At 34.5% G+C, this 21,670-nt stretch carries 23 protein-coding genes and 1 other RNA gene; 12 read left to right on the top strand and 12 right to left on the bottom strand.

Translation table 11 applies throughout. The annotated features are described in order from the left end of the window. The first annotated feature begins 76 nt into the window (after window positions 1-76). Window positions 77-229, top strand: a complete 153-nt coding sequence (locus RT228_RS00980) for a hypothetical protein (protein WP_006257013.1) — start codon at window positions 77-79, stop codon at window positions 227-229. A gap of 146 nt (window positions 230-375) precedes the next feature. On the opposite strand, the gene RT228_RS00985 is transcribed toward RT228_RS00980, so the two are convergent. From RT228_RS00985 to RT228_RS01025, 9 genes are all read right to left on the bottom strand, one after another. After that, entirely contained in the window at window positions 376-555 is a 180-nt protein-coding gene (locus tag RT228_RS00985; RefSeq protein ID WP_006257014.1) for a type II toxin-antitoxin system Phd/YefM family antitoxin, read from the bottom strand. Window positions 556-620: 65 nt separating this feature from the next. Then, window positions 621-1,028, bottom strand: a complete 408-nt coding sequence (locus RT228_RS00990) for a hypothetical protein (RefSeq protein ID WP_006257015.1) — start codon at window positions 1,026-1,028, stop codon at window positions 621-623. Between the two features lie 146 nt (window positions 1,029-1,174). Then, window positions 1,175-2,206, bottom strand: a complete 1,032-nt coding sequence (locus tag RT228_RS00995) for a PLP-dependent cysteine synthase family protein (protein WP_006257016.1) — start codon at window positions 2,204-2,206, stop codon at window positions 1,175-1,177. Window positions 2,207-2,287: 81 nt separating this feature from the next. Next, window positions 2,288-4,348, bottom strand: a complete 2,061-nt coding sequence (locus RT228_RS01000; RefSeq protein ID WP_006257017.1) for a S9 family peptidase — start codon at window positions 4,346-4,348, stop codon at window positions 2,288-2,290. Between the two features lie 165 nt (window positions 4,349-4,513). Continuing rightward, window positions 4,514-5,905, bottom strand: coding sequence for a S41 family peptidase (locus RT228_RS01005; RefSeq protein WP_006257018.1), 1,392 nt, complete (start codon window positions 5,903-5,905; stop codon window positions 4,514-4,516). Window positions 5,906-6,081: 176 nt separating this feature from the next. Beyond that, a complete protein-coding gene (locus tag RT228_RS01010) occupies window positions 6,082-7,782 on the bottom strand; it encodes a S41 family peptidase (RefSeq protein ID WP_006257019.1) in 1,701 nt (566 codons plus the stop codon). Between the two features lie 302 nt (window positions 7,783-8,084). After that, window positions 8,085-8,726, bottom strand: a complete 642-nt coding sequence (locus RT228_RS01015) for a hydrolase (protein WP_006257020.1) — start codon at window positions 8,724-8,726, stop codon at window positions 8,085-8,087. Between the two features lie 788 nt (window positions 8,727-9,514). Continuing rightward, window positions 9,515-10,057, bottom strand: a complete 543-nt coding sequence (locus RT228_RS01020) for an NADPH-dependent FMN reductase (RefSeq protein ID WP_006257021.1) — start codon at window positions 10,055-10,057, stop codon at window positions 9,515-9,517. A 13-nt stretch (window positions 10,058-10,070) separates the two neighbouring features. Next, the gene (locus RT228_RS01025) at window positions 10,071-10,388 is read right to left on the bottom strand and encodes a GNAT family N-acetyltransferase (RefSeq protein ID WP_006257022.1); all 318 of its coding nucleotides are present in this window, start codon (window positions 10,386-10,388) and stop codon (window positions 10,071-10,073) included. 501 nt (window positions 10,389-10,889) lie between these two features. On the opposite strand from RT228_RS01025, the gene RT228_RS01030 reads away from it, so the two are divergent. From RT228_RS01030 to RT228_RS01060, 7 genes are all read left to right on the top strand, one after another. Continuing rightward, window positions 10,890-11,213 carry a YbaB/EbfC family nucleoid-associated protein gene (locus tag RT228_RS01030; RefSeq protein ID WP_006257023.1) on the top strand — a complete coding sequence of 108 codons (324 nt, stop codon included), beginning with the start codon at window positions 10,890-10,892 and terminating at the stop codon, window positions 11,211-11,213. 4 nt (window positions 11,214-11,217) lie between these two features. Next, window positions 11,218-11,979 carry a DUF4369 domain-containing protein gene (locus RT228_RS01035; protein WP_006257024.1) on the top strand — a complete coding sequence of 254 codons (762 nt, stop codon included), beginning with the start codon at window positions 11,218-11,220 and terminating at the stop codon, window positions 11,977-11,979. Window positions 11,980-12,023: 44 nt separating this feature from the next. Beyond that, on the top strand, window positions 12,024-12,596 hold the full coding sequence (locus tag RT228_RS01040; protein WP_006257025.1) for a Crp/Fnr family transcriptional regulator: 573 nt from the start codon (window positions 12,024-12,026) through the stop codon (window positions 12,594-12,596). A gap of 84 nt (window positions 12,597-12,680) precedes the next feature. Beyond that, complete coding sequence (cobT, locus tag RT228_RS01045) at window positions 12,681-13,685, top strand: nicotinate-nucleotide--dimethylbenzimidazole phosphoribosyltransferase (RefSeq protein WP_006257026.1); 1,005 nt, start codon at window positions 12,681-12,683, stop codon at window positions 13,683-13,685. Beyond that, the gene (locus RT228_RS01050; RefSeq protein ID WP_006257027.1) at window positions 13,682-14,458 is read left to right on the top strand and encodes an adenosylcobinamide-GDP ribazoletransferase; all 777 of its coding nucleotides are present in this window, start codon (window positions 13,682-13,684) and stop codon (window positions 14,456-14,458) included. The genes cobT and RT228_RS01050 overlap by 4 nt, the downstream gene beginning before the upstream one ends. Next, a complete protein-coding gene (locus tag RT228_RS01055; RefSeq protein WP_006257028.1) occupies window positions 14,443-15,003 on the top strand; it encodes a histidine phosphatase family protein in 561 nt (186 codons plus the stop codon). The genes RT228_RS01050 and RT228_RS01055 overlap by 16 nt, the downstream gene beginning before the upstream one ends. Before the next feature lie 86 nt (window positions 15,004-15,089). Then, window positions 15,090-15,506, top strand: a complete 417-nt coding sequence (locus RT228_RS01060; protein ID WP_006257029.1) for an SRPBCC domain-containing protein — start codon at window positions 15,090-15,092, stop codon at window positions 15,504-15,506. A 33-nt stretch (window positions 15,507-15,539) separates the two neighbouring features. Here the strand turns inward: RT228_RS01060 and RT228_RS01065 are convergent, their stop codons facing one another. Together RT228_RS01065 and RT228_RS01070 are read right to left on the bottom strand one after the other, a co-directional pair. Continuing rightward, a complete protein-coding gene (locus tag RT228_RS01065) occupies window positions 15,540-16,298 on the bottom strand; it encodes a hypothetical protein (protein WP_006257030.1) in 759 nt (252 codons plus the stop codon). A 104-nt stretch (window positions 16,299-16,402) separates the two neighbouring features. Beyond that, a complete protein-coding gene (locus tag RT228_RS01070; protein ID WP_006257031.1) occupies window positions 16,403-18,169 on the bottom strand; it encodes a M23 family metallopeptidase in 1,767 nt (588 codons plus the stop codon). 112 nt (window positions 18,170-18,281) lie between these two features. Between RT228_RS01070 and RT228_RS01075 the strand changes: the two genes are divergently transcribed. The 4 genes from RT228_RS01075 to rny all read left to right on the top strand — a co-directional run bounded on the left by RT228_RS01075 (window position 18,282) and on the right by rny (window position 20,670). Then, entirely contained in the window at window positions 18,282-18,572 is a 291-nt protein-coding gene (locus RT228_RS01075) for a hypothetical protein (protein ID WP_006257032.1), read from the top strand. 7 nt (window positions 18,573-18,579) lie between these two features. Further along, window positions 18,580-18,888, top strand: coding sequence for a cell division protein ZapA (locus RT228_RS01080; protein ID WP_006257033.1), 309 nt, complete (start codon window positions 18,580-18,582; stop codon window positions 18,886-18,888). A 58-nt stretch (window positions 18,889-18,946) separates the two neighbouring features. Then, window positions 18,947-19,054: non-coding RNA, 6S RNA (gene ssrS / locus RT228_RS01085), on the top strand. A gap of 53 nt (window positions 19,055-19,107) precedes the next feature. Next, on the top strand, window positions 19,108-20,670 hold the full coding sequence (gene rny / locus RT228_RS01090) for a ribonuclease Y (RefSeq protein WP_006257034.1): 1,563 nt from the start codon (window positions 19,108-19,110) through the stop codon (window positions 20,668-20,670). A gap of 50 nt (window positions 20,671-20,720) precedes the next feature. Here the strand turns inward: rny and xerD are convergent, their stop codons facing one another. After that, a complete protein-coding gene (xerD, locus tag RT228_RS01095; protein WP_006257035.1) occupies window positions 20,721-21,635 on the bottom strand; it encodes a site-specific tyrosine recombinase XerD in 915 nt (304 codons plus the stop codon). Window positions 21,636-21,670 lie beyond the last annotated feature (35 nt).

Below are 21,670 nucleotides of genomic sequence, written 5' to 3' on the forward strand. Positions count from 1 at the left end.
TTCCAGTAGCCTATTATCAGAGTTAATTCTTTATATTTGAGTTTAAACCACTACAATTTTAAAAAACACTATTATTATGCTAAAAATATCACTATCTGTATTACTTGCTATTCTAGGAGGTTATCTTATTTTTTTAGGATTAAACAATGATATGTTACCTCCAACCATTACAGGAATAGGATTCTTTATAATTGCTATTATATTTAATCTACCTAAAGACAAAAAATAAAGGACTACCTCATCTATTGTCCTTTTCTATTCTAGATTATAGACATTGATAGTATCATATGATACTATCACCTATAAAAAAACACCTCTAATGAGGTGTTTTTTTGTGTAAAACGTTTCTTATTACAAGCTGTTTACTTAATCTCTTTAATTTGGTGATAACTCGCAGTCAATACCTTTTAATGAATTATATTCTTCGATAGGAATAATTACGATTCCATTATGTTCGTTTTCATTTACGATTAACTCATTACCACTGTCCATTACATAGTCCACATAAGTAGTTACATCCTCTGTAAAGTCACTAAAACTGATTACTTTATTCATTTTTTTAATCTTTTGAAGATACTAATACAAGTATTAGACCAAAAAATTAACATTCATAAAAAAAATTACAATTTAAATTTAAATCCTCGTGGTGCATATAACTTATCCTCATCATATAGGTTTAAATAAAGACGAACAGTATCTTGTTTTCCCTTTATATAAACTGCATATATATCGAGTACTCCTCTACCGTTAAACAGTCCATTAGGAGTGTCAAAATGACAACAACTACCTACTCTGTAGAAAGATAAATTATTTCCTTCTAAATCAGTTAGATCATCTAAGTACTCTCTCTGATTTTTAGGCCCTTCATTTGTCTTTACCCCTCCTACTTTTATAGGATTCTCAGGTGTGTAGCCATACTCAAAAGTTCCTATCTCATTCACAGTAGTTACCTTGTTTTCTAATACTTGCTTAGATTTACAACTCACCCCAACAAGAATTAACAAAACGAAAAACACAGACTTTCTCATAATAAACTGATTTAAAGAATATTTACATCTCTAAGATACAGAAAATAAATAGACATTGAACTATGTGAAAACAATTACAGAGCTACCAAAAATAAAAAAACACCTCATCCTAAAGAGAGGTGTTTTCTATATTTTAGTAGAGTGAATTACTTGATATAAGTAATCTCATTTTTAGGTTCTCCATCTAAGAAGCCTTGTTGCTCCATCCATGCATCACTATAGATCTTACTCATATAACGCGAACCATGGTCTGGGAATAACATAACTACTACACTATTCTCGTCAAATGCTCCTTCTGCAGCATATTGTCTTGTAGCTTGTAGTACAGCACCTGAAGTATATCCTAAGAATAATCCCTCTGTGCGTGCCAACTCACGTGCTGTTTGTGCAGCATCTTTATCCGTTACCTTCATAAACTTATCGATAACAGAGAAGTCTGTAGCAGTTGGGATTAAGTTTTTTCCTAATCCTTCTATCTTATAAGGAGCTATCTCATTAGGATCAAGCTCTCCTGTCTCGTGATATTTCTTTAATACAGAACCATAAGCATCCACACCTAAGATTTGAATGTTTGGATTCATCTCTTTTAAGAAACGAGCTGTACCAGATATAGTACCTCCCGTACCAGAACAACAAACGAAGTGTGTAATCTTACCTCCTGTTTGTTCCCATATCTCAGGTCCTGTAGATAGATAGTGTGCTTCTGTATTTAGCTCATTAAAATATTGATTGATATAAATAGAGTTTGGCGTTTCTTTCTGCACCGTCTTCGCTACCTCATAGTATGAGCGAGGATCATCAGCCGCTACATTAGCAGGACATACATATACCGTAGCTCCCATCGCACGTAGCATATCTATCTTATCTGGAGAAGACTTATCACTCACAGATAAGATACATTTATATCCCTTAATAGCACTCACCATCGCAATACTAAATCCTGTATTACCTGATGTAGTCTCTACGATAGTACTACCTGGCTTTAATATTCCTTTTTTCTCAGCTGCCTCGATAATGTGCATTGCTATTCTATCTTTTGCAGATTGTCCAGCACTGAAAGCTTCTACTTTACCATAGAAATTCCCTTTTAACTCTTTTGTTGCTTTACTCAATTTTACAATTGGCGTTTTCCCTACAAGAGCCAATACATTATCATACGCTTGAATTTCTTCTTTCATAATATCTTATTTACTATGGATAGATGTTCTTTATCTCATCTACCACTGTTATCTAACAAATTTACTAAAAAAACAAAGAGACTACTCTTTTATCCCTTCTAAATCGAACATGAAAGCAAACTCTTTTGCGACCTCTTTTAAAGCCTCAAAACGTCCTGAAGCTCCTCCGTGTCCTGCCTCCATATTTGTGTCTAAATACAGTTGTTTATCATTCGTTTTCATCACACGTAACTTCGCTACCCACTTCGCTGGCTCCCAGTATTGCACTTGAGAATCGTGTAACCCTGTTGATACATACATATTCGGATAATCTTGAGCGACTACATTATCTATCGGAGAATAAGACAGCATATAGTCATAATACTCTTTCTCATTCGGATTTCCCCACTCGTCATACTCTCCTGTTGTCAATGGTATTGTATCATCCAGCATAGTCGTCATCACATCTACGAAAGGTACTTGAGCAATAACTCCATTGTATAAATCAGGGCGTTTATTCACCACTACTCCCATTAATAAACCTCCTGCTGAGCCACCTTCTGCATATAAATGTTTTGGAGAAGTATACCCTTCAGCAATCACGTGCTCTGAACAAGCGATAAAATCGTCAAATGTATTCCATTTCTCTAATAGCTTACCATCTTCATACCACTGACGTCCCATATCTTCACCTCCGCGAATATGTGCTATCGCATAGATAAATCCTCTATCTAATAAACTTAAACGAGTAGTAGAGAAATAAGGTTCCATCGAATATCCGTATGATCCATATGCATATTGTAAGAATGGGTTAGTACCATCTTTCTTCATTCCCTTTTTATACACGATAGACATCGGAACTTTCACTCCGTCTTTTGCAGTAGCCCAGATGCGTTCTTCTACATAATTATTCTTGTCGAAAGTCCCCAATACTTCTTGTTCCTTCTTCACTTCTTTCTCACGCGTACGCATATTAAAGTCGATTACAGAAGAAGGCGTGTTCATAGACTGGTATCCATAGCGTAGTATCTCTGTATCAAAGTCTAAATTCGTACCTGTATACGCATTATATGTTTCACTGTCAAATGGTAGATAATATGCCTCTTGGCTATCATCCCAAGGTTGAATCTTCAAATGAACTAATCCGTTAGATCGCTCTGAGATCACTAAATAATCTTTAAAGATGTCCACTCCTTCTAATAGTACCTCTTCTCTGTGAGGGATAAGCTCTACCCAATGCTCCACAGTAGTCTTGTCCTCAGGACAACGCATCAACTTAAAGTTATCTGCCTCATCTAGATTTGTCATGATATAGAAATGTCCATCATAGTGTGAGATATTATACTCTACCTCGCGCACTCTCTCTTGGAATATTCTAAACTCTCCATCAGGATTATGAGACTCTAAGATTCTGTACTCACTTGTCAGCGTACTCTCACTTCCTATCACTAAATACTTACGCGATTTCTCTTTAAAGATATGAGTATCAAAAGTATCATCCTCTTCGAAGTACACCATCACATCCTCTGTGATAGCAGTTCCCAATTTGTGTTTATAGATTTTATCTGCACGCAGTGTTACCTCATCTTTACGAGAGTAAAACAAAGTCCTATTATCAGCAGCCCAAGTAGAACTACCTGTTGTTTTCTCTATCGAGATAGGAGATATCTCACCTGTTACTAAGTTCTTTACTTGCAGTGTGTATTCTCTACGAGATACAGTATCTACCCCAAAAGCAACCCATTGGTTATCTTCTGATACATTAATCCCTCTTAAATGAAAATAAGAGTGTCCTTCTGCCATCACATTACAGTCAAACATGATCTCTTCATCAGCCTCTAAGCTTCCTTGTTTACGAGAAAATATAGGGTAATCTTTTCCTTTCTCAAATCGAGTGATATAATAATATCCGTTGTAGAAATAAGGTACAGAACTATCGTCCTCTTTTATTCTGCTCTTCATCTCTTCAAACAAGTCTGCTTGGAAAGCCTTAGTATGTGCAGTCTGTCCTTCATAGTATGCATTCTCAGCATTTAGGTAATCGATCACTTCTTGATCTTCTCTATTGTTTAACCAGAAGTAGTTATCGATACGTGTATGATTGTGTGCTGTTAACTCGTGAGGTCTCACTGTAGCTATTGGCGCTTGTATATCTTTATTCATTTTCAAATGTTAAAACACAAAAGTAAGGTTTTAATATTTAAATAAATGTTAGCATGGTTTAAATGAATACTAATGACCTACTCGTCCATTTATTGACTCAACTGAGTAGAAACAAAAAAGCCAAAGACTCCCATCTTTGGCTTTTCTATATCGTTGTATTAATCTCTATTTCTTCAAGAGTTCTAATGCTAAATTCATCTCAGCATCTTGTGCTTGCTGTAATCCCTTTTGGAAATCATCTGCTTTAATAGTATGATTAGGCAATACTCCTCTACAAGTGCGATCTTTATTTGCTATTGCATTAAAGAATACCTCACTTCTAGGCAATGATAATACAGATTCTGTATTCGGTAATTTATAACTTAAAAACCAGGCTGCCGTTGTAAAGTCACTACAACTTCTAGTCTCCTGACCTACGATATCACCACGCTTATTCAATTGGAACAAATGTGCAAAATAAGCTGCTGCTGATACAGTATTATTATTTGACAATAAAACTACTTTACCTGTAAACGCATTTTTATCCTGTGGGTAATTCTCTACATAAGAATCGTCTAGACGACTGTTTCCATAATAAAACTGATCTTCTTCATTATAATCAAATCGCTGACTCATAAAGTTGTCTTGGCTAATAATATCAGCTGTATTTGCCAACTTACCATTTCCATCCAATAGATTCTCTTTCATATTCACTTTAGGAACTCTAGTCGCATATTTATAAATATTTTTAAAACTCTTCTCTGGACTAATAAAAGAATAAAACAAAGGAATATTAGACAATAGACCTCCTCCATTATCACGAATATCAACCACTAGCTTTTTAATATTCTTGTCTTTGATGTCTTGAAATACGTTGTTCAAGATATAATAAGCATATGTCTCTGATACACTAAATGTTGTTATTTTCAAAATATAAGTATCATCATTTAATGGATATCCATAGATCCCTTTAGAGAAGGCAACAGTACTCAGTGGTAGAACACTCTTCTGAGCATGATACTCATAGTCATTAAAGTTCACTGCTTTCAGCGTTATCGTCTTAGGGGTTGCCTCCACAGTTTCTTTATACTCAATGATAAACTCTTTGGCTTCTGGAAATATTAAAGAAGCATAATTAGAGAAATTCTTATTAGAACTAGCCTCTACTCCTCCATCTACCTTATTCGGTATTTTATTCAATAAGTCAGCAATACTTACATTATTTACTTTGATAATCTCAGCTCCCATCGGGATATCTAGAGTGTACTGATTAACGAACACTCTATTGTCATATACACTAGTCGCAATAGGAAAGAAATGACTGACCTTAATATAATCCTCATAAATAATATCATCCATCTCAATACTTGAATGAGCATCACGTATTAATGCAACAGGGTTACATAAGACAAAATTCTCTAAAATTGGCTTTTGCTCTAAAGTATGACGTAGTTCCTTTACCTTCTTATCAAATTCTTTTTCTGTTATAAATCGAAATGGATTAGGATGCTGTTCTTTTATTGCCTTAACTACAAAATCAAAATCAGCTAAGTAATTATCTTTAGTAAAGTCTTTCACTTTTTTCTACCCAAATGCAAAAACCTGTAAAAATAAAACCATTATTACTATAATACCTCGAAGTTTTATCATGTTTTTATTTATTTAAATATCAAAAAGCAAATATAATAACTTAACTAACCTCATCTAAAGAATATTTTTAATTAATCTAAAAAAACACTCTTTAGCAGTTTGTCTTACTTACCTAAACTCTTTTTATTAATTAAGTCCACTGCGTACTGTATCATCCCATACGCATTATAATCATTTGCTGATTCAGATACTATATGATCTATCTTTAAACCATTTCGGTGCACATTATACTCTTTATCATTTGGGTAGAAAGCTCCATAACCTGAGAAGTCTATTGTAGTATCATCTTTTAAAAGTACCCGTACACGATTAGTCACAGCTCCTCCTGTCTGCTTACCTATAGTAATACATCTTGGTGCCTGCTGAATCCCCATTCCCATATATTCAGCAGCACTCAGCGTAGTATGATCCACAAGTAGGACTACAGTTCCTTTATAATAATCTTTATTCTCATTGCCCACCTTGAAAGGATCTATAATCTTAGCAATGCCCACCTTACTATCCCATTCTCCTAACGCTGGCCCATACCAACCTAATGCTTTAAAAAAAGTAGTTCTATGAGGTAATAGGTAAGATGTAATAAGCTCTGGGCTTATATTCTCAGGATAATTACGTAGATCTAAGATAATGCTCTGCTTACTACTATTAGCCTTAAAGAAACTCTTCAGTCTCTTCTTTGTCGCTCTACCTAGATGAAGATATCCTATATCATCACCTAACTCAGGAGCTTTCTGTTCTTTAAAAAGTGACTTTATTGTTTTAAAATTCTTAAACTCTTCTCCCTTTAATAGAGGAACCGTTCTTTCTATAATCTCTCCACTTTTCTTTTTTATACTTACTGTCATTGATTCTTGATCTCCTAAAGCAGGAAAATAAAAACTCTCAAATCTTTTTAAATAATTGGGATTAGATACACTTACATATTTTCCTATTGTACTTTCTCTATAGTCCTTTACAGACTTTCCTTCGACTCTAAAAATCACATCTCCTAGCTCTATATTACTCTCTTTAGCCTCGATAGGGTCATAAATAGTCGTTATCACTAAGGAGTCATTTATATTTTTGGTCCCATAGGTACTAAAACGTTTAACTTTAGTATTGAGATAATAACTTGCTTGATAGTCACTATGTGAATCATTCAACTTTACGAAAAGCTCATCTTTTAGATACTCAAATTCTACTCCTTCTTTCGTCTTAAACCTCGGAACGAAATCAGTCAATACCTCATCCCATGGCGTATCAGCTAGATATATATTCACGTTGCCATAACGGATACTATTCCAAAAAGAAGATAAAAACAACATACGGTGGCTTTCATTCCCATTGCTAAAATTAGGCAACGGCTTTTCGTGATCAAATTTTACGATAGAAGATATTTTACGATTAGTTAGATAATACTTACCATAATTAGTATTGTCTTTTAAGTCTATCAAAATAGACTTTAATTCCTTATCATAGAGGTCACTGTCTATCCATTCAAATCTAGCATTAACTGTAAATAATTTATCTTCAACTACTTTTATACCATCCTTTTTTAGAGGATGTTTAGAAGAGTCAAACTGTTTTATCCATTGCTTTAAGAAGGTATTTAAAGCCTCTTCGCTCTTTATCGTTTCTAGAGTAGTATATGCCTTTAAGAATTCTTGATCCATATCATAACCACCTCTACTTACATTAGGGTGTTTATACTTGACTAGTCCCCATACATGTATTAGACTTTCAGAACTTACCTCTTTCAACTCTCTTTGCTGAGCAAAAGAAACAGTACAAATCAATAGTGTAAACAGTGCAAAAATTTTCTTCATTATATCGTTAATTAGATGTTTTATGTTCTAAATATATTGATAACACCACAGAGCTTTTAAGCTATTAACACTAAAATAACTTTGCTATTTACTGTCAATCAACCACCTATAAAATAGAAAAGGTCAGAAACATACGTCTCTGACCTTTTCGAAAATAACTGAATAACTAAATAACTTCACACCTTACAGTGTGTATAAACCTCGTTTTTTAAAAGCGATTAGAACTCGTGCTTTATTGACTTATAACGCTAATAAAAAAGTAAATAAATACGCGTATTCTAACCTCTATATACAGCTAGGGATTACTCCGCTAGATCGTATCCAAACTGAATACCTGCTGTACCTCCTAGTTCTGTAAATAACTTCATGAATCCTTCTGCAGTTTCTGCACGATTCCAGTCACGTTGTAATTCACAGAATAACTGTACTACGCTAATTGGTTTAGCACCTGCCTGTACCATTCTCATAATTGCGGCATCATGTGCCTCTTTAGAAGTACCTCCTACAGCATCTACCACGATATATACCTCATATCCCTCTTGTAACGCATCCATCACTGGGAATGTAAGACATGCTTCTGTCCACAGTGCTGTCATGATTAATTTTTTTCTACCTGTAGCTTTTACAGCCTCTACGAACTCCTTATCTTCCCATGAGTTAATCGTCGTTCTATCATAAGAAGGCACGCCTTCTAAGTGTTTTCTTAGTTGAGGAACAGTCTCTTTATTTAATCCTGTTTTTACATTCACTGTAGATAGAATGATAGGCATATCATACAGTTTGGCTGCATTTACAGTTCCTCTAATATTGTTTAGTAGTAACTGTCTATCCATAGAAGCGATAGAATTTACTTGTACTGGTTGATAATCAATAACGATTAATGCTGCGTTCTCACCTGTTAATAAGTGATCTTGTTTTTTGTCTCTAATTGGTAAACTTGCCATAACTTTATTTTTTTAATATTTAATCATGATACATTCGCTTCTAATCTTCCTGTCTTATAGTCTCTCTTTTATTGGACATAAGACAGTGTTCGCTAGAAGAAAATGAAATACTATACACTGTAACAAAAAAAGAATACAGACTGTATTTATAAGGCCTTTTATAAATTCAATAAATGATAGTCTAACTCCCTTTCTGATTACAAGTATAAAATTATCACATCCTCTCCCAAAATCACTTAACCTAGATTAACAAAGGATTTTCAGGCAACTTTACTACTATGCTTAGACTGTTAAAACTTCACTTTATCTCTTCTACCATCCTCTATTATATGACCTCATATTCTATTCTTATCCTATTCTTTTGTTTACAGCACACCCTAGGAGAATGGCTGATATATAAAAGGATCATTCTTCGACAAACAAGTCCTCCACTCCACTAATCTCGAGGTATTGTCCATGAATTGTCGAAGGAATTCAATCTAAGTACTATAAACACTACGATAAGCAGGTATAGTGCATGATGAGATACAACACACACAAAACAAACAACAAACTAATAATCAATAAGTTAAATTAAAAACAGTAGTTAATAGGCTTAAAAAAAACAGATATCTTTTTTCAATTAAATAGTTCAAAACCCATTAAATTAGGCTGAAAAACAAAAAAAGAACCTTCTAAAAAGACTTTTAAGTATATAAATTGCCCAAAAAAGAAATTAAAAAACAAAAAAAAGGTCAAAGATTATCTCTTTGACCTTTTATATTATTCACTAAGTATATACCCTTACTTTATAAAGCTACTTCGTTTAATTCACTTCTATACTTTTCGATTTTCTCTTTTAGTTCTGCTGCGAGCTCACTATTTACAATACCATTCACCTCATCAAAATTTTCATAATACTTAGGCAATGCGAAGCTGTCCTTTACTTGTCCTCCAAACTGAGGGAACACCGTCTTAGCAAGGTTTAATGAATTCTGACCTCCATATCCTCCTGGTGAAGTAGACATTAAGAACATCGGTCGCTCTTGGAATAGCTTTAACTCTATTCTAGAACACCAATCAAATAAATTTTTAAAACAAGCTGTCCAGTTGCGATTGTGTTCAGACATAGAGCAGATGATAGCATCAGACTGCTTTATCTTTTCTAAGAATAACTTCGCTCCTTCTGGAAAACCTTGTTTCTCTTGATCTACAGAAAATGGAGGTACTTTATAGTCATTCAGATCTATGACTTCCACTTCTCCCGCTGGGAACAAAGGCACGGTATACTCAACTAGCTTTTTATTAATAGAAGTACTCGATGTACTTGCTGCAAATCCTAATATTCTCATAGCTTATTTATTGTTATAGTTTATCGTATGCAGGAAACGCTCTAGATACTATTCTCTTCCATTCTGGATGACGCTTAATATAAGCATACACTAACGGACATAATGGGTACAGCTCATAGTTATGCCCTTCTATATACATCAGACTCTTCTCGATCAGAGCAGTAGCCACTCCTCTACCTGCTAGCTCTTCTGGGCTCTCTGTATGAATAAGTTTAATAATATTACCTTCTTCAGCATAATCTATAAATGCAGTATGCCCCTCTACTGTTAATTCAAAACGGTTAGTATCAGCATTTTTATTTACTTCTAAATTTACAAATTCTTCTTTCATATCCTATACGTTTACGTGGTTAATTCTACTCTATTACAAAATTAGAACTAATTCTCTTCTACTGTACTTGACCTAGATTAAGTTTATTGTACTTTTCTATACAAAGATCATACCTATATATCCCGTACTAATATAATTTTCATACCGTCTAAATCTCTTTGTTTAAAAGATTTTTTAACTATTAAAAGAAAAATAATCGACTTATTATCTCAATAAAAAACATAAATTTTCATGTATTTATATTTTTTGGCACGATATATGTAAAATACATATCACAACAAAAACAACAAAACTTTCTTTTTCTTAAGTGACCTGGTTACCCCCAAATAACTAGGTCACTTTTTATATCCTATTGACTACTGCGTTTTGATAGCCATAAATTCCCTCATACACTGTTATAATATAGAATATTCTTCAGTTGTTATTAACTATTCTATAACAAAATCATTTATCTTAAAAAGATTTTAATATTTTTGCGCCACTAACTAAAATGTATTAAACATGTTTGGAGACTTAATGGGCATGATGGGTAAACTACAAGAGACCCAAGCTAAGATAGAAGAAACAAAGAAGAGATTAGACACCGTATTAGTAGATGATCAGAGTAATGATGGGTTACTACAAGTGACGATGACTGCTAATAGAACTATCCGCTCTTTATCTATCAGTGATGAACTAATGGAGGACAAAGAACAACTAGAAGATTACTTAGTCATGGTACTTAACCGTGCTATCGAAAAAGCTTCTGCTATCAATGAAGCAGAATTAGCTGCGGCTGCTAAAGATGGAATGCCGAATATCCCTGGACTAGATCTATTTAAATAATATTATGAAAAAAATTGTTTGTGCTCTTTTACTTGCTACTGGAGCGTTATTCGTGTCTTGTAATAAAGAAGAAACTAAGGGGAACCTTACTGTTACTGGAAAAGTAGATGGATTTAAACAAGGTAAGTTATACCTGTTTCAGATTCAAGATACTGTATTTAAAGCAATAGATTCATTAAATGTAAAAGGAGATGCTAACTTTAAGTTTGACTTAAATATTGACTCTCCTGAAGTATTCTTTTTAACCTTAGACCGTGGTCATTCTAACTCTCAGGATAATCAGATTATGTTCTTCGCTGAACCTGGAAAAATGACAATCAATACTACGCTTAAGAATTTCTATAGTGATGCTAAGGTAACTGGATCGAAATCTCAAGAGGTGTATGATGAATACTTAAAAACACGTTCGCTAATCACAGATAAACAGAATGGTCTATTAGTAGACATCTTTAATGCTGAAAAAGAACAAAACGCTGCCAAAAAAGACAGCCTTAATAACTTATCTAAGAAACTTACAATCAGAAAGTATCTTAATGCTGTAAACTTTGCTATTAATCATAAAGACTCTGATGCGAGTCCTTATATCGCATTGACAGATTTGTACAACGCTCATACTAAGTTATTAGACACGATCTATAACTCTCTATCTCCTGAAGTAACTGCTCGTAAATACGGAAAGCAACTGAATGAGTATATCAAAGAGAGAAAAGAATCAGAAGCACAAGTGACGACTACTCAGAATACAACTACTGAAGTTCAAGAATAATCAAAAAACGCCTATAAGGCGTTTTTTTTGTATGTTTACTATCCATGTCATTAGCTATTCAATTACAACAATCTTTACAGCTCTCTATAGAAGAAACTTCTATAGCAGAAGAACTATTCTATACTATACAATTCAATAGAGGTGAGACTATTATTACTCCTCTTCAGAAGAATGCTCCTCTGTACTATATCGCAGAAGGGTATATCCGTATCTATGCTCTAGTAGATGATAAAGAGGTTACACAGTGGATCAGTGGAGCGGGCTACTTTATGACTGATCTGTCTAATTGGTTATTTGACACCCCAATTAAGTGGACAATAGAAGCTCTTACACCTGTCACAGCGCTATGCATCACTCCTACAGACTATAAAGAATTAGCAACACAGATACCTAATTGGGTAGAAAAAGAGAGAGGTTTCATCGGACATTGTTTCATACAGATGGAGAATAGAATATTTCAATTCATCTCGTTAGCAGCAGAGCAACGCTACCTTCACTTCATGGAGCAATTCGGTTTCTTATTTAATGAAGTGCCTCATCAATATATCGCATCTATGCTAGGTATGACACCCGAAACTCTGAGCAGAATAAGAAAAAAAGCAGTAACACTTCGATAATCAAGTTAGTTAAGCCTGCTATTCTCTTCGTTGTGGGAACTATACTAATTCTATTATATTTGTGTGAACCAAAACACTATAAAAATGAATTTTGAACAACAACTACAAACGAAGATAGATTTAAAAACAAAACCTCTACAAGCACTAGGACTATTAGAAAAGATAGCTTATAAAATAGGAAAGGTACAACAGACACTTACACCTAGTCTAGTATCTCCTACCATCATCGTATTCGCAGCTGATCATGGCTTAGCAAAAGAAGGTGTGAGTGCTTATCCTGCTGAAGTAACTTATCAGATGGTACTTAACTTTCTAAATCACGGTGCTGCAATCAATGTATTCTGTAAGCAACACAACATCAATCTAAAAGTAGTAGATGCTGGTGTGAGTAAAGACTTTGCCCCTCATCCTGACTTAATCCAAGCTAAAGCAGGTCATGGTACACATAATATGATCTCTGGCCCAGCTATAACTAAAGAAGAACTAGCCTTCTGCTTCACTTCTGGAGAGCAAATAGTGAGAGATATCGCTGCTACAGGAACTAATATTATAGGATTCGGAGAAATGGGAATAGGGAATACTTCTTCTGCTTCTCTGCTGATGAGTTCTCTTTTAGATCTACCTATAGATAAATGTGTAGGGAGAGGAACTGGTCTAGATGATGAAGGATTAAAAAGAAAAAAAGATATCCTTACCAAGATTATCAATACTCATCCAAAACCTGCAAATGCGAAAGATGCTCTAGAACAATATGGAGGATATGAGATCGCTCAGATGTGTGCTGCTATGCTAGAAGCTTACAGGCAGAATATGATCATATTAGTAGATGGCTTTATCGCATCGAGTGCATTCTTATGTGCGGCTAACTTAGAGCCAAAGATAACTGATAACGCAATCTTCTGCCATAAATCTGATGAGATAGGTCATCACCTATTGATTCGCTCTTTTAATGAACAGGCAATTCTAGATATGAACTTACGCTTAGGAGAAGGTACCGGGTGTGCTCTAGCATATCCTCTTATACAGAGTGCTGTAGCATTCTTAAACGAAATGGCTAGTTTCGAATCTGCAAATGTTTCTAACAAATGATCCGAAAAGAACTCACTTACTTTCTGACGGCTGTTATGTTCTTTACGAGAATACCTATTCCTTTTAAAGTACCTTATAGCCATGAGATCATGAATAAGTCTCAGAAATATTTCCCTCTGATAGGGTATCTAGTAGGTGGTATGGCGGTACTCGTCTATTGGGTTACCTCCTATTTATTCTCTGCAGATATAGCTATCGTACTCTCTATGGTGAGCACAGTATTACTGACTGGGGCATTTCACGAAGATGGATTTACAGATGTCTGTGATTCTTTTGGCGGTGGATATGGCAAGGAGAAGATTATGACGATTATGAAAGATAGTCGTATAGGAGCGTATGGTGTCATCGGTATTGTTTTATTACTTCTATTGAAGTTTCTTGCCTTGCATAATATTGCCGAGTTATCTACTTCCTTTTTACTTGTAGTGATGCTAAATGGACATATCACGAGTAGATTTCACGCTGCTACAGCTATATATACTCATCGATATGTAAGAGATACAGATGACAGTAAGTCTAAACCGATGGCAAACCAAAAGCTATCTTATTCATCCTTACTGTTTTCTCTGATTCTAGCGATCGTCCCTTACATACTATTTGATAACTGGTTATTTATCATAGCTTTTTTTGTTAGCTACATTGGTAAAATATACCTGACGATGTACTTTAAAAAACATATAGGCGGATATACTGGTGACTGTCTTGGCACGATACAGCAAGTATGTGAAGCCTTATTTTACTTAACAACACTAACACTATGGAAATTTTTGTAATCCGTCATACGAAAGTAGACGTTCCCCCTGGCCACTGTTATGGGCAGACTGATGTCAATCTATTCAATGACTATCCTGATGAAATAACTACCTTCAGAGATAGAATCCCAAATGACATCGACACGGTCATCTCTAGCCCTCTAAAGAGGTGTACTTTTATAGCGGATCACTTCTCTCAGTGGTACTCTACGGATGACAGACTCTTAGAGATGAACTTCGGAGAATGGGAGATGAAAAAGTGGGACGAAATACCCAAAAATGATTTACAAAACTGGATGGACAACCTCGCACAAACTTGTCCTCCTTATGGAGAAAGCTTATCTATAGTACAAGATAGAGTATCTTCTTTCTTAGATGACTTGCGCAAAGCAGAGTATAAAAAAGTATTACTAGTCACTCATGCAGGACCGATAAGATGTATGTGGAACTACCTATTACAAACTCCAATCAACAACACCTTTAAAGTACCTGTAGATTATAATGAGGTCTTTCACTTTAATCTGGGAGCCACTCCTCAGGATGACTTTATTCTACAGAAAGCTTAGCTCCCTTATCTAATTACTTTTCTTGATAAATGTCAAGAGGTGATAAATGGAGATATACAACCTTTGTCTATCTAATTTACAATCTTATGACAATAGAAACGAGTATCACAATTAAAGCTACGAAGGAAGTAATATGGCAAGTATTAATGAGCTTCTCTGAATATCCTGAATGGAATCCTTTTATACTATCCATCACAGGTGAGCCAATAGTAGAAAGACAAATCAAGATTAGCCTGCCTACGATGAAGTTTAAACCTATAATTCTAACAAATAAAAAAGAACAACTCCTTAGTTGGAAAGGAAAATTAGGAATAAAAGGGATATTCGATGGGCATCATCAATTTGAAATACAACAGCTAGATGAGCAACATTGCTTATTTATACATAGAGAGGACTTCAGTGGAATATTAGTTCCCCTATTCAAAAAGAAACTACAAACTGAAACTCAACAAGACTTTGAAGCTATGAATATCGCTTTAAAAAACAGAGCTGAGAAGGCATAAAAAAACTCGTGAAGCAATTCACGAGTTTTGTTTTTATTTATCTACTTCTATTTCTGCATTGATATGAAGTGGGTCATAACTGATAACTTCCCAATCTTTACTCAACAAGTCAATATAGTAGTAGTTTACATTATCATCTTTGTCAAAAGCACCATTCTTATTGATATCTTCTATTGTTCTAAAGTACAATCTATTTTGACTATCAATAACTGTCCAATCTAACAATTCATGTAAATCAGCACTTAGCTTTTTAAAGTGTGTACCATCTCCCCTACTAATATACAATGTCTTGATATCATTAGAATCTACCTTGCTATCTCTATTCGTATCTGCATCGAATAAGCTGTACACTAATATATTCTTTTTGGTCTTCTCTGCTATCGTATTAAGGTAAGATACATTCTGTATCTGCACTTTCTTATCTGTTAATGGTCTGATCTGTAAAGAATCTTTATGTTGAAACATAAGGTTCTCTAGATACCCTGTTAGTTCAAAAGGCGCATAGTTAGATACGGTATAAGAAGTTTGGTTTACTTTACTCATACCACTTTTAGAAGAATAGCTATATACTCTAATCTCTCCTATAGGATGGATTAGATGATCTGATTTGCCCATCAGAATAGGAAGATCAGCAATGCGAATATCTTCTGAACGGTCTCTTTCTTTTACCACTTCAGTCGTAGCAGCAGAGGTACCGTCTTCTTTATAAATAACTTTTGGTTTTTCGCCTTCTTGTTTACAAGCTGTTACTAAAACTAATGCGCTTAAAAACAGGGTTATTCTTACTTTCATAATAGAAAATTTAATACTTCAAAGATACATAATTACTGTTTCTGTACACAACACTACTTTGGCATTTTTTCAACAAAGCTTTATCAGTTATTATACGAAATCTACTATCCTCTGAAGAAGTGTGATTCGAAGACTCCTTCGTTTCCAACATTGTCCTTTACTTTTATAACTACATCATTTCTACCTGTCACTACTTTACCATCACTAAACTTGTGAACAATCTTACGTGTCTTGTAGTCATAATCTAATAATATCCAATTGCCATTGATAAAGCCTGTAATGGTATTAATACCTGACAAATCATCTTTAATCAAGAAAGAGATCTGAGATTCTTTAGTTAACCACTGCCCTTCTGTGAAACTTGGTTTCTCAATAACAGGCACTTTTTCATCCACTAAGATCTTATAATCTCCAAAGCTCTTAGTATAGATCGTCCACAGATTACCTTTCTTAGCCGTTTTAAAATAATCTCTTCTACCTCCATCTACTCTAGCAATAAATGCTTTATCACGATTAGAGATATTCATAGCAGACGTGTCAAATGATACAAGGATATTCTTAGCTAGAGGAACAACAGGTTTGTGCAATTTTAATACATCATCTTCTACAGACATATCCATCAAGAAGTCATTGTAAAATGTCTTAATAGGAAAACTCACTGTTACATTCTTCTTCTCAAAAATATAATCTCTATCTGTAACTATCTTGTACTCTCCTTTTGCTTCTGACTTCTTCACTTTAGCAGTAGCGTCTGTATATTCTACAGGAATATTAATTGTTTTCTTATTCCCGTGATAATCTGACAACACAATACTATAGTTATAGTTCTGCCCACTCTTAACAGTGACAATTCCTTTAGTAGGATCTACTTTTAAGACTGATAAGTTATAAGGTTTCTCATAAAACAGTTTTTGTACTTTTTTCTTTGTTGAAACATAGCGTTCATAGTCAATTAAAGCATTGACATAACCCGTCTCAGAAAAAGAAAAAGTATCAAATTTATAAGAAAACAAAGCCTTGCCATTCACAAAAGTCTCTACCATATACACTCCATTCTTATTGGTATTAAAATTAGCTGTATCATGAATATCTATTCCAAAACTAATATCTCCTCTAGCCTTGACAGGAGAGGTCAAAAAGCTACCATCAGTCTGTGTCACATAAGATAACTGCTGCGGAGTCTCATTATCATTAGCCACAGCTCCATCACCAACAGGATAAACATAAAGCCCATTAACGGTAGGTGCTTGAGTATCTGTTAACAATTTATCCATTCCTTCTCTTAAAGGGTTAATGATATTCTGTGTCTTTGTGTCACGAATCTCATAGTGAAGGTGAGGACCACCAGATCCACCTGTATTCCCAGTATATGCAATGATTTGCCCCTTCTTTACTAATACTTCATTCTTACGAGGAAAAATCTCTATCTCAAAGTTCTTCTCTGCATAATGTCTATTCAAAACAAGAGTAGCGATATCGCCAGCATAAGAGTCTAAGTGCCCATAAACAGTAGTCTGTCCATTAGGATGATCAATATACAGAGCCTTACCGTATCCCCAAGTCGATACTTTGATACGAGATACATAACCATCTGCTGGAGCATAAACTGGTAAACCAATTCTCTGTTGTGTCTTTATATCAAGACCTGTATGGAAATGAGTACCTCTTAACTCTCCAAAATTACCTGAGGCATGTATGCTTATATTTAAAGGACTATCAAAGGTTTCGGTATTCTGCGCATATGCAAAAGTTCCTAATACACTTAAAAAAAGGCTCGGTAGTATTCTTACTTTCATAATTTTTAAAACATTTCTGCTAAAATACATAATAACCCTAGAAAAAATAGTATTATCGCTAAAAATGAAACACATAGCTAAAAGCTGTTTAAAGAAAAAGATAAATAACCTTTTTTTTTACAGAAAACTTTTTTAAATTTAAATACTAATTGTAACTTTGTTGAAAGGATAGTGAATAACAAGTATAATGAGCGAGCTAACTGATATTATTAATTCTTTAGAGGTAAAGTTTGCTAAACTTATGCAAAGGCTAAGTGTCTTGGAAGCAGAAAACAAACAGTTAAAAACTAGTTTGGAGCAAGCTCAAAAAGAGATTCTTAAAAATGAAGAGCAATTAGACTCTATTTATAAAAAATATGAGTCAATACAATTAGCTAATTCACTATTGGGCAGTGAAGAGAATAGAAGAGATACGAAACTCAAGATAAATTCATTGATTAAAGAGATAGATCAGTGTATAGCTCATCTCACAAAATAGGAGAAATATGAGTCAAAAAGATGAACAATTAAAAATAAAACTATCTATAGCTGATAGAGTATATCCCCTAACGGTGGCCTATTCGCAAGAGGAAGGACTGCGATCGGCATCGAAGAAGATAGATTTAATGATACATCAATTTGAGGAAAACTATGCTGTAAGAGATAAGCAAGATGTTCTAGCGATGTGTGCGTTACAGTTCGCATCACAAAACGAACAAAAGACAATTGATACTACAGATAGTTATAACAAAGCTGTAGAACGTTTAATCAGACTGGATGAAGCTTTAGATCGTGTACTTTCTAAAAAAATATAACAATTCGTTCTTAACATAAGATACTAAAAATACTGCTCACATTAGTACTGTTTGATAAACTCAACACAAACAAATTAAAATGGGTGAATCTTTGCAACTAAAGCATGCTGCCTTGCGCAGATCCTTGAAAAGCAAGCTAACTCAAAACTTGTTAATAAGAGAGTTTACGCGACTCAAACTAATGTGAGCTTTTTTTATATATAATTTATAGAAACATTTATGGAAATACTAATGATCGTTGGGGGAATAATACTTGGTGCTGCGATAGGCTTCATGGTGGCGAAGTACCTTGAAAAAAACCATGCTTCCTCAATATTGTCTAATGCTCAAAACGAGGCCAAAACGATATTGCGTGATGCAAAGACTGATGGAGAGGCAATTAAAAAAGAGAAAATATTACAAGCTAAAGAAAAGTTTATAGAGTTAAAATCTGAACATGAACAAGTAATCTTAGCTCGTGATAAGAAGATGGCGGAGGCTGAGAAAAGAACTAGAGATAAAGAGTCTCAAATTTCAAGTGAATTAGCTAAAGCAAAGAAAGCAAATGATGAAAGTGAGAAAAAAGTTGCTGAATACAGTACTAAACTTGAAATCATTGAAAAGAAACAAGAAGAGGTAGATAGACTTCACCGTTCTCAAGTAGAACAATTAGAAATCATCTCTGGCCTTACAGCTGAGGAAGCAAAAGCTCAAATCGTAGAGAGTCTTAAAAATGAAGCAAAAGCAAATGCTATGGCTTCAATACAAGAGACTATCGAAGAAGCTAAACTTACAGCTCAACAAGAGGCTAAAAAGATTATTATCAATACTATTCAACGCATTGGTACGGAAGAAGCTGTAGAAAACTGCGTGTCTGTATTCAACATCGAATCTGATGATGTAAAAGGTAGAATCATTGGTAGAGAAGGTAGAAACATTAGAGCTATAGAAGCAGCTACTGGAGTAGAAATCATTGTAGATGATACTCCTGAGGCTATTATCCTATCTTGCTTTGACCCTGTTAGAAGAGAGATTGCTCGTCTATCTCTACACAGATTAGTAACAGATGGTCGTATTCACCCTGCTCGTATCGAAGAAGTAGTAGCTAAAACGACTAAACAAATCGATGAAGAAATTATCGAAATAGGTAAGAGAACTGTTATTGATTTAGGTATTCACGGTCTACACCCTGAACTAATCAAAATAGTAGGTAGAATGAAATACCGTTCTTCTTATGGACAAAACTTACTACAACACTCACGTGAAGTAGCTAAATTATGTGGATTAATGGCAGCAGAGTTAGGCTTAAATGTTAAGTTAGCTAAACGTGCTGGATTACTTCACGATATCGGTAAAGTACCAGAAACAGAAAGTGAATTACCGCACGCTATCTTAGGTATGCAGTGGGCAGAAAAATACGGAGAGAAACCTGAAGTATGTAATGCAATAGGTGCTCACCACGATGAGATAGAAATGACTACATTAATCGCTCCGATTATCCAAGTATGTGATGCTATCTCAGGTGCTAGACCAGGTGCTAGACGTCAAGTATTGGATTCATACATTCAACGTCTTAAAGATCTAGAAAGTATAGCTAATGAATTCGGAGGAGTTAAAAATGCTTATGCTATTCAAGCAGGACGTGAATTACGCGTTATCGTAGAAAGTGAAAAAGTAACTGATGAAATGGCTGCTACTCTTTCTTTCGATATCTCTCAAAAAATCCAAACTGAGATGACTTATCCAGGTCAAGTGAAGATTACTGTAATTAGAGAAACTAGAGCAATAAATATTGCTAAATAATAAAGACAACAAGTCACAAAAAAGAGCTATTCAAATGAATAGCTCTTTTTTTATATCTTACCAGCACGTGGATGAAATTCTTCTAATACCGACCTCAAACGCTCTGTACTAATATGTGTGTATATTTCTGTTGTAGTGATAGACTCATGTCCTAGCATCAATTGAATAGCTCTAATATCAGCTCCATTCTCTAATAAATGCGTAGCAAAAGAATGTCTAAATGTGTGTGGACTAATATTCTTCTCTAAACCTACTTCTACAGCTAATCGCTTAATAATAGTAAATATCATAGCTCGGGTCAATTGCCCTCCTCTTCTATTCAAAAATAAAATATCAGAACTATCTTTCTTAACTACCTGATGAGAACGTATAGAATCATTATACAATACGATTAGTTCCATACTATTATGATCAATAGGTACAAAACGATGCTTACTCCCCTTACCTATCACACGTATAAAACCTTCTTCAAAAAAGAGATCAGATAACCTAAGTCCTACTAATTCACTTACACGTAAACCACAGCTGTACAATACTTCTAACATTACTTTATTTCTAAAGCCTTCTGGAGTAGATTGATCAATTGCCTCTATAAGTATATCTATTTCTTCTACACTTAATACATCAGGTAATTTACGTCCTGTCTTAGGTGTTTCTATCAACTCTACTGGGGAAACCTTTAGATAACCTTCTAAGATAAAGTAATTAAAAAAATTCTTTAATCCTGATATTATACGCGATTGGGTGGTAGGTGCAACTATATCAGCGATACTATACAAGAACTCCTGTACCACACTTGCATCTATAGCCTCTAATAAGACGTGCTCATCATACCCTTCTATATACCCGATAAACTTACGAATATCTAATTCGTAACTTTCTATCGAATTAAGCGAGAGTCCTCGCTCTAACTTTAAATAAGTAGTAAACATCTTAATAAACCCTTCCCAATACCCAGAAGCCATAGTACATTCTTTTATATCCCAAATATACAAACAAA

It is taken from the genome of Myroides sp. (assembly GCF_032073645.1).
In the GTDB taxonomy this organism is placed as follows: domain Bacteria; phylum Bacteroidota; class Bacteroidia; order Flavobacteriales; family Flavobacteriaceae; genus Flavobacterium; species Flavobacterium odoratimimum.

Coding starts and splice junctions, on each gene's coding strand:
- RT228_RS00980 (WP_006257013.1), top strand. CDS start 77: ATGCTAAAAATATCACTATCTGTATTACTTGCTATTCTAGGAGGTTAT.
- RT228_RS00985 (WP_006257014.1), bottom strand. CDS start 555: ATGAATAAAGTAATCAGTTTTAGTGACTTTACAGAGGATGTAACTACT.
- RT228_RS00990 (WP_006257015.1), bottom strand. CDS start 1,028: ATGAGAAAGTCTGTGTTTTTCGTTTTGTTAATTCTTGTTGGGGTGAGT.
- RT228_RS00995 (WP_006257016.1), bottom strand. CDS start 2,206: ATGAAAGAAGAAATTCAAGCGTATGATAATGTATTGGCTCTTGTAGGG.
- RT228_RS01000 (WP_006257017.1), bottom strand. CDS start 4,348: ATGAATAAAGATATACAAGCGCCAATAGCTACAGTGAGACCTCACGAG.
- RT228_RS01010 (WP_006257019.1), bottom strand. CDS start 7,782: ATGAAGAAAATTTTTGCACTGTTTACACTATTGATTTGTACTGTTTCT.
- RT228_RS01015 (WP_006257020.1), bottom strand. CDS start 8,726: ATGGCAAGTTTACCAATTAGAGACAAAAAACAAGATCACTTATTAACA.
- RT228_RS01020 (WP_006257021.1), bottom strand. CDS start 10,057: ATGAGAATATTAGGATTTGCAGCAAGTACATCGAGTACTTCTATTAAT.
- RT228_RS01025 (WP_006257022.1), bottom strand. CDS start 10,388: ATGAAAGAAGAATTTGTAAATTTAGAAGTAAATAAAAATGCTGATACT.
- RT228_RS01030 (WP_006257023.1), top strand. CDS start 10,890: ATGTTTGGAGACTTAATGGGCATGATGGGTAAACTACAAGAGACCCAA.
- RT228_RS01035 (WP_006257024.1), top strand. CDS start 11,218: ATGAAAAAAATTGTTTGTGCTCTTTTACTTGCTACTGGAGCGTTATTC.
- RT228_RS01040 (WP_006257025.1), top strand. CDS start 12,024: ATGTCATTAGCTATTCAATTACAACAATCTTTACAGCTCTCTATAGAA.
- cobT (WP_006257026.1), top strand. CDS start 12,681: ATGAATTTTGAACAACAACTACAAACGAAGATAGATTTAAAAACAAAA.
- RT228_RS01050 (WP_006257027.1), top strand. CDS start 13,682: ATGATCCGAAAAGAACTCACTTACTTTCTGACGGCTGTTATGTTCTTT.
- RT228_RS01055 (WP_006257028.1), top strand. CDS start 14,443: ATGGAAATTTTTGTAATCCGTCATACGAAAGTAGACGTTCCCCCTGGC.
- RT228_RS01060 (WP_006257029.1), top strand. CDS start 15,090: ATGACAATAGAAACGAGTATCACAATTAAAGCTACGAAGGAAGTAATA.
- RT228_RS01065 (WP_006257030.1), bottom strand. CDS start 16,298: ATGAAAGTAAGAATAACCCTGTTTTTAAGCGCATTAGTTTTAGTAACA.
- RT228_RS01070 (WP_006257031.1), bottom strand. CDS start 18,169: ATGTGTTTCATTTTTAGCGATAATACTATTTTTTCTAGGGTTATTATG.
- RT228_RS01075 (WP_006257032.1), top strand. CDS start 18,282: ATGAGCGAGCTAACTGATATTATTAATTCTTTAGAGGTAAAGTTTGCT.
- RT228_RS01080 (WP_006257033.1), top strand. CDS start 18,580: ATGAGTCAAAAAGATGAACAATTAAAAATAAAACTATCTATAGCTGAT.
- rny (WP_006257034.1), top strand. CDS start 19,108: ATGGAAATACTAATGATCGTTGGGGGAATAATACTTGGTGCTGCGATA.
- xerD (WP_006257035.1), bottom strand. CDS start 21,635: ATGGCTTCTGGGTATTGGGAAGGGTTTATTAAGATGTTTACTACTTAT.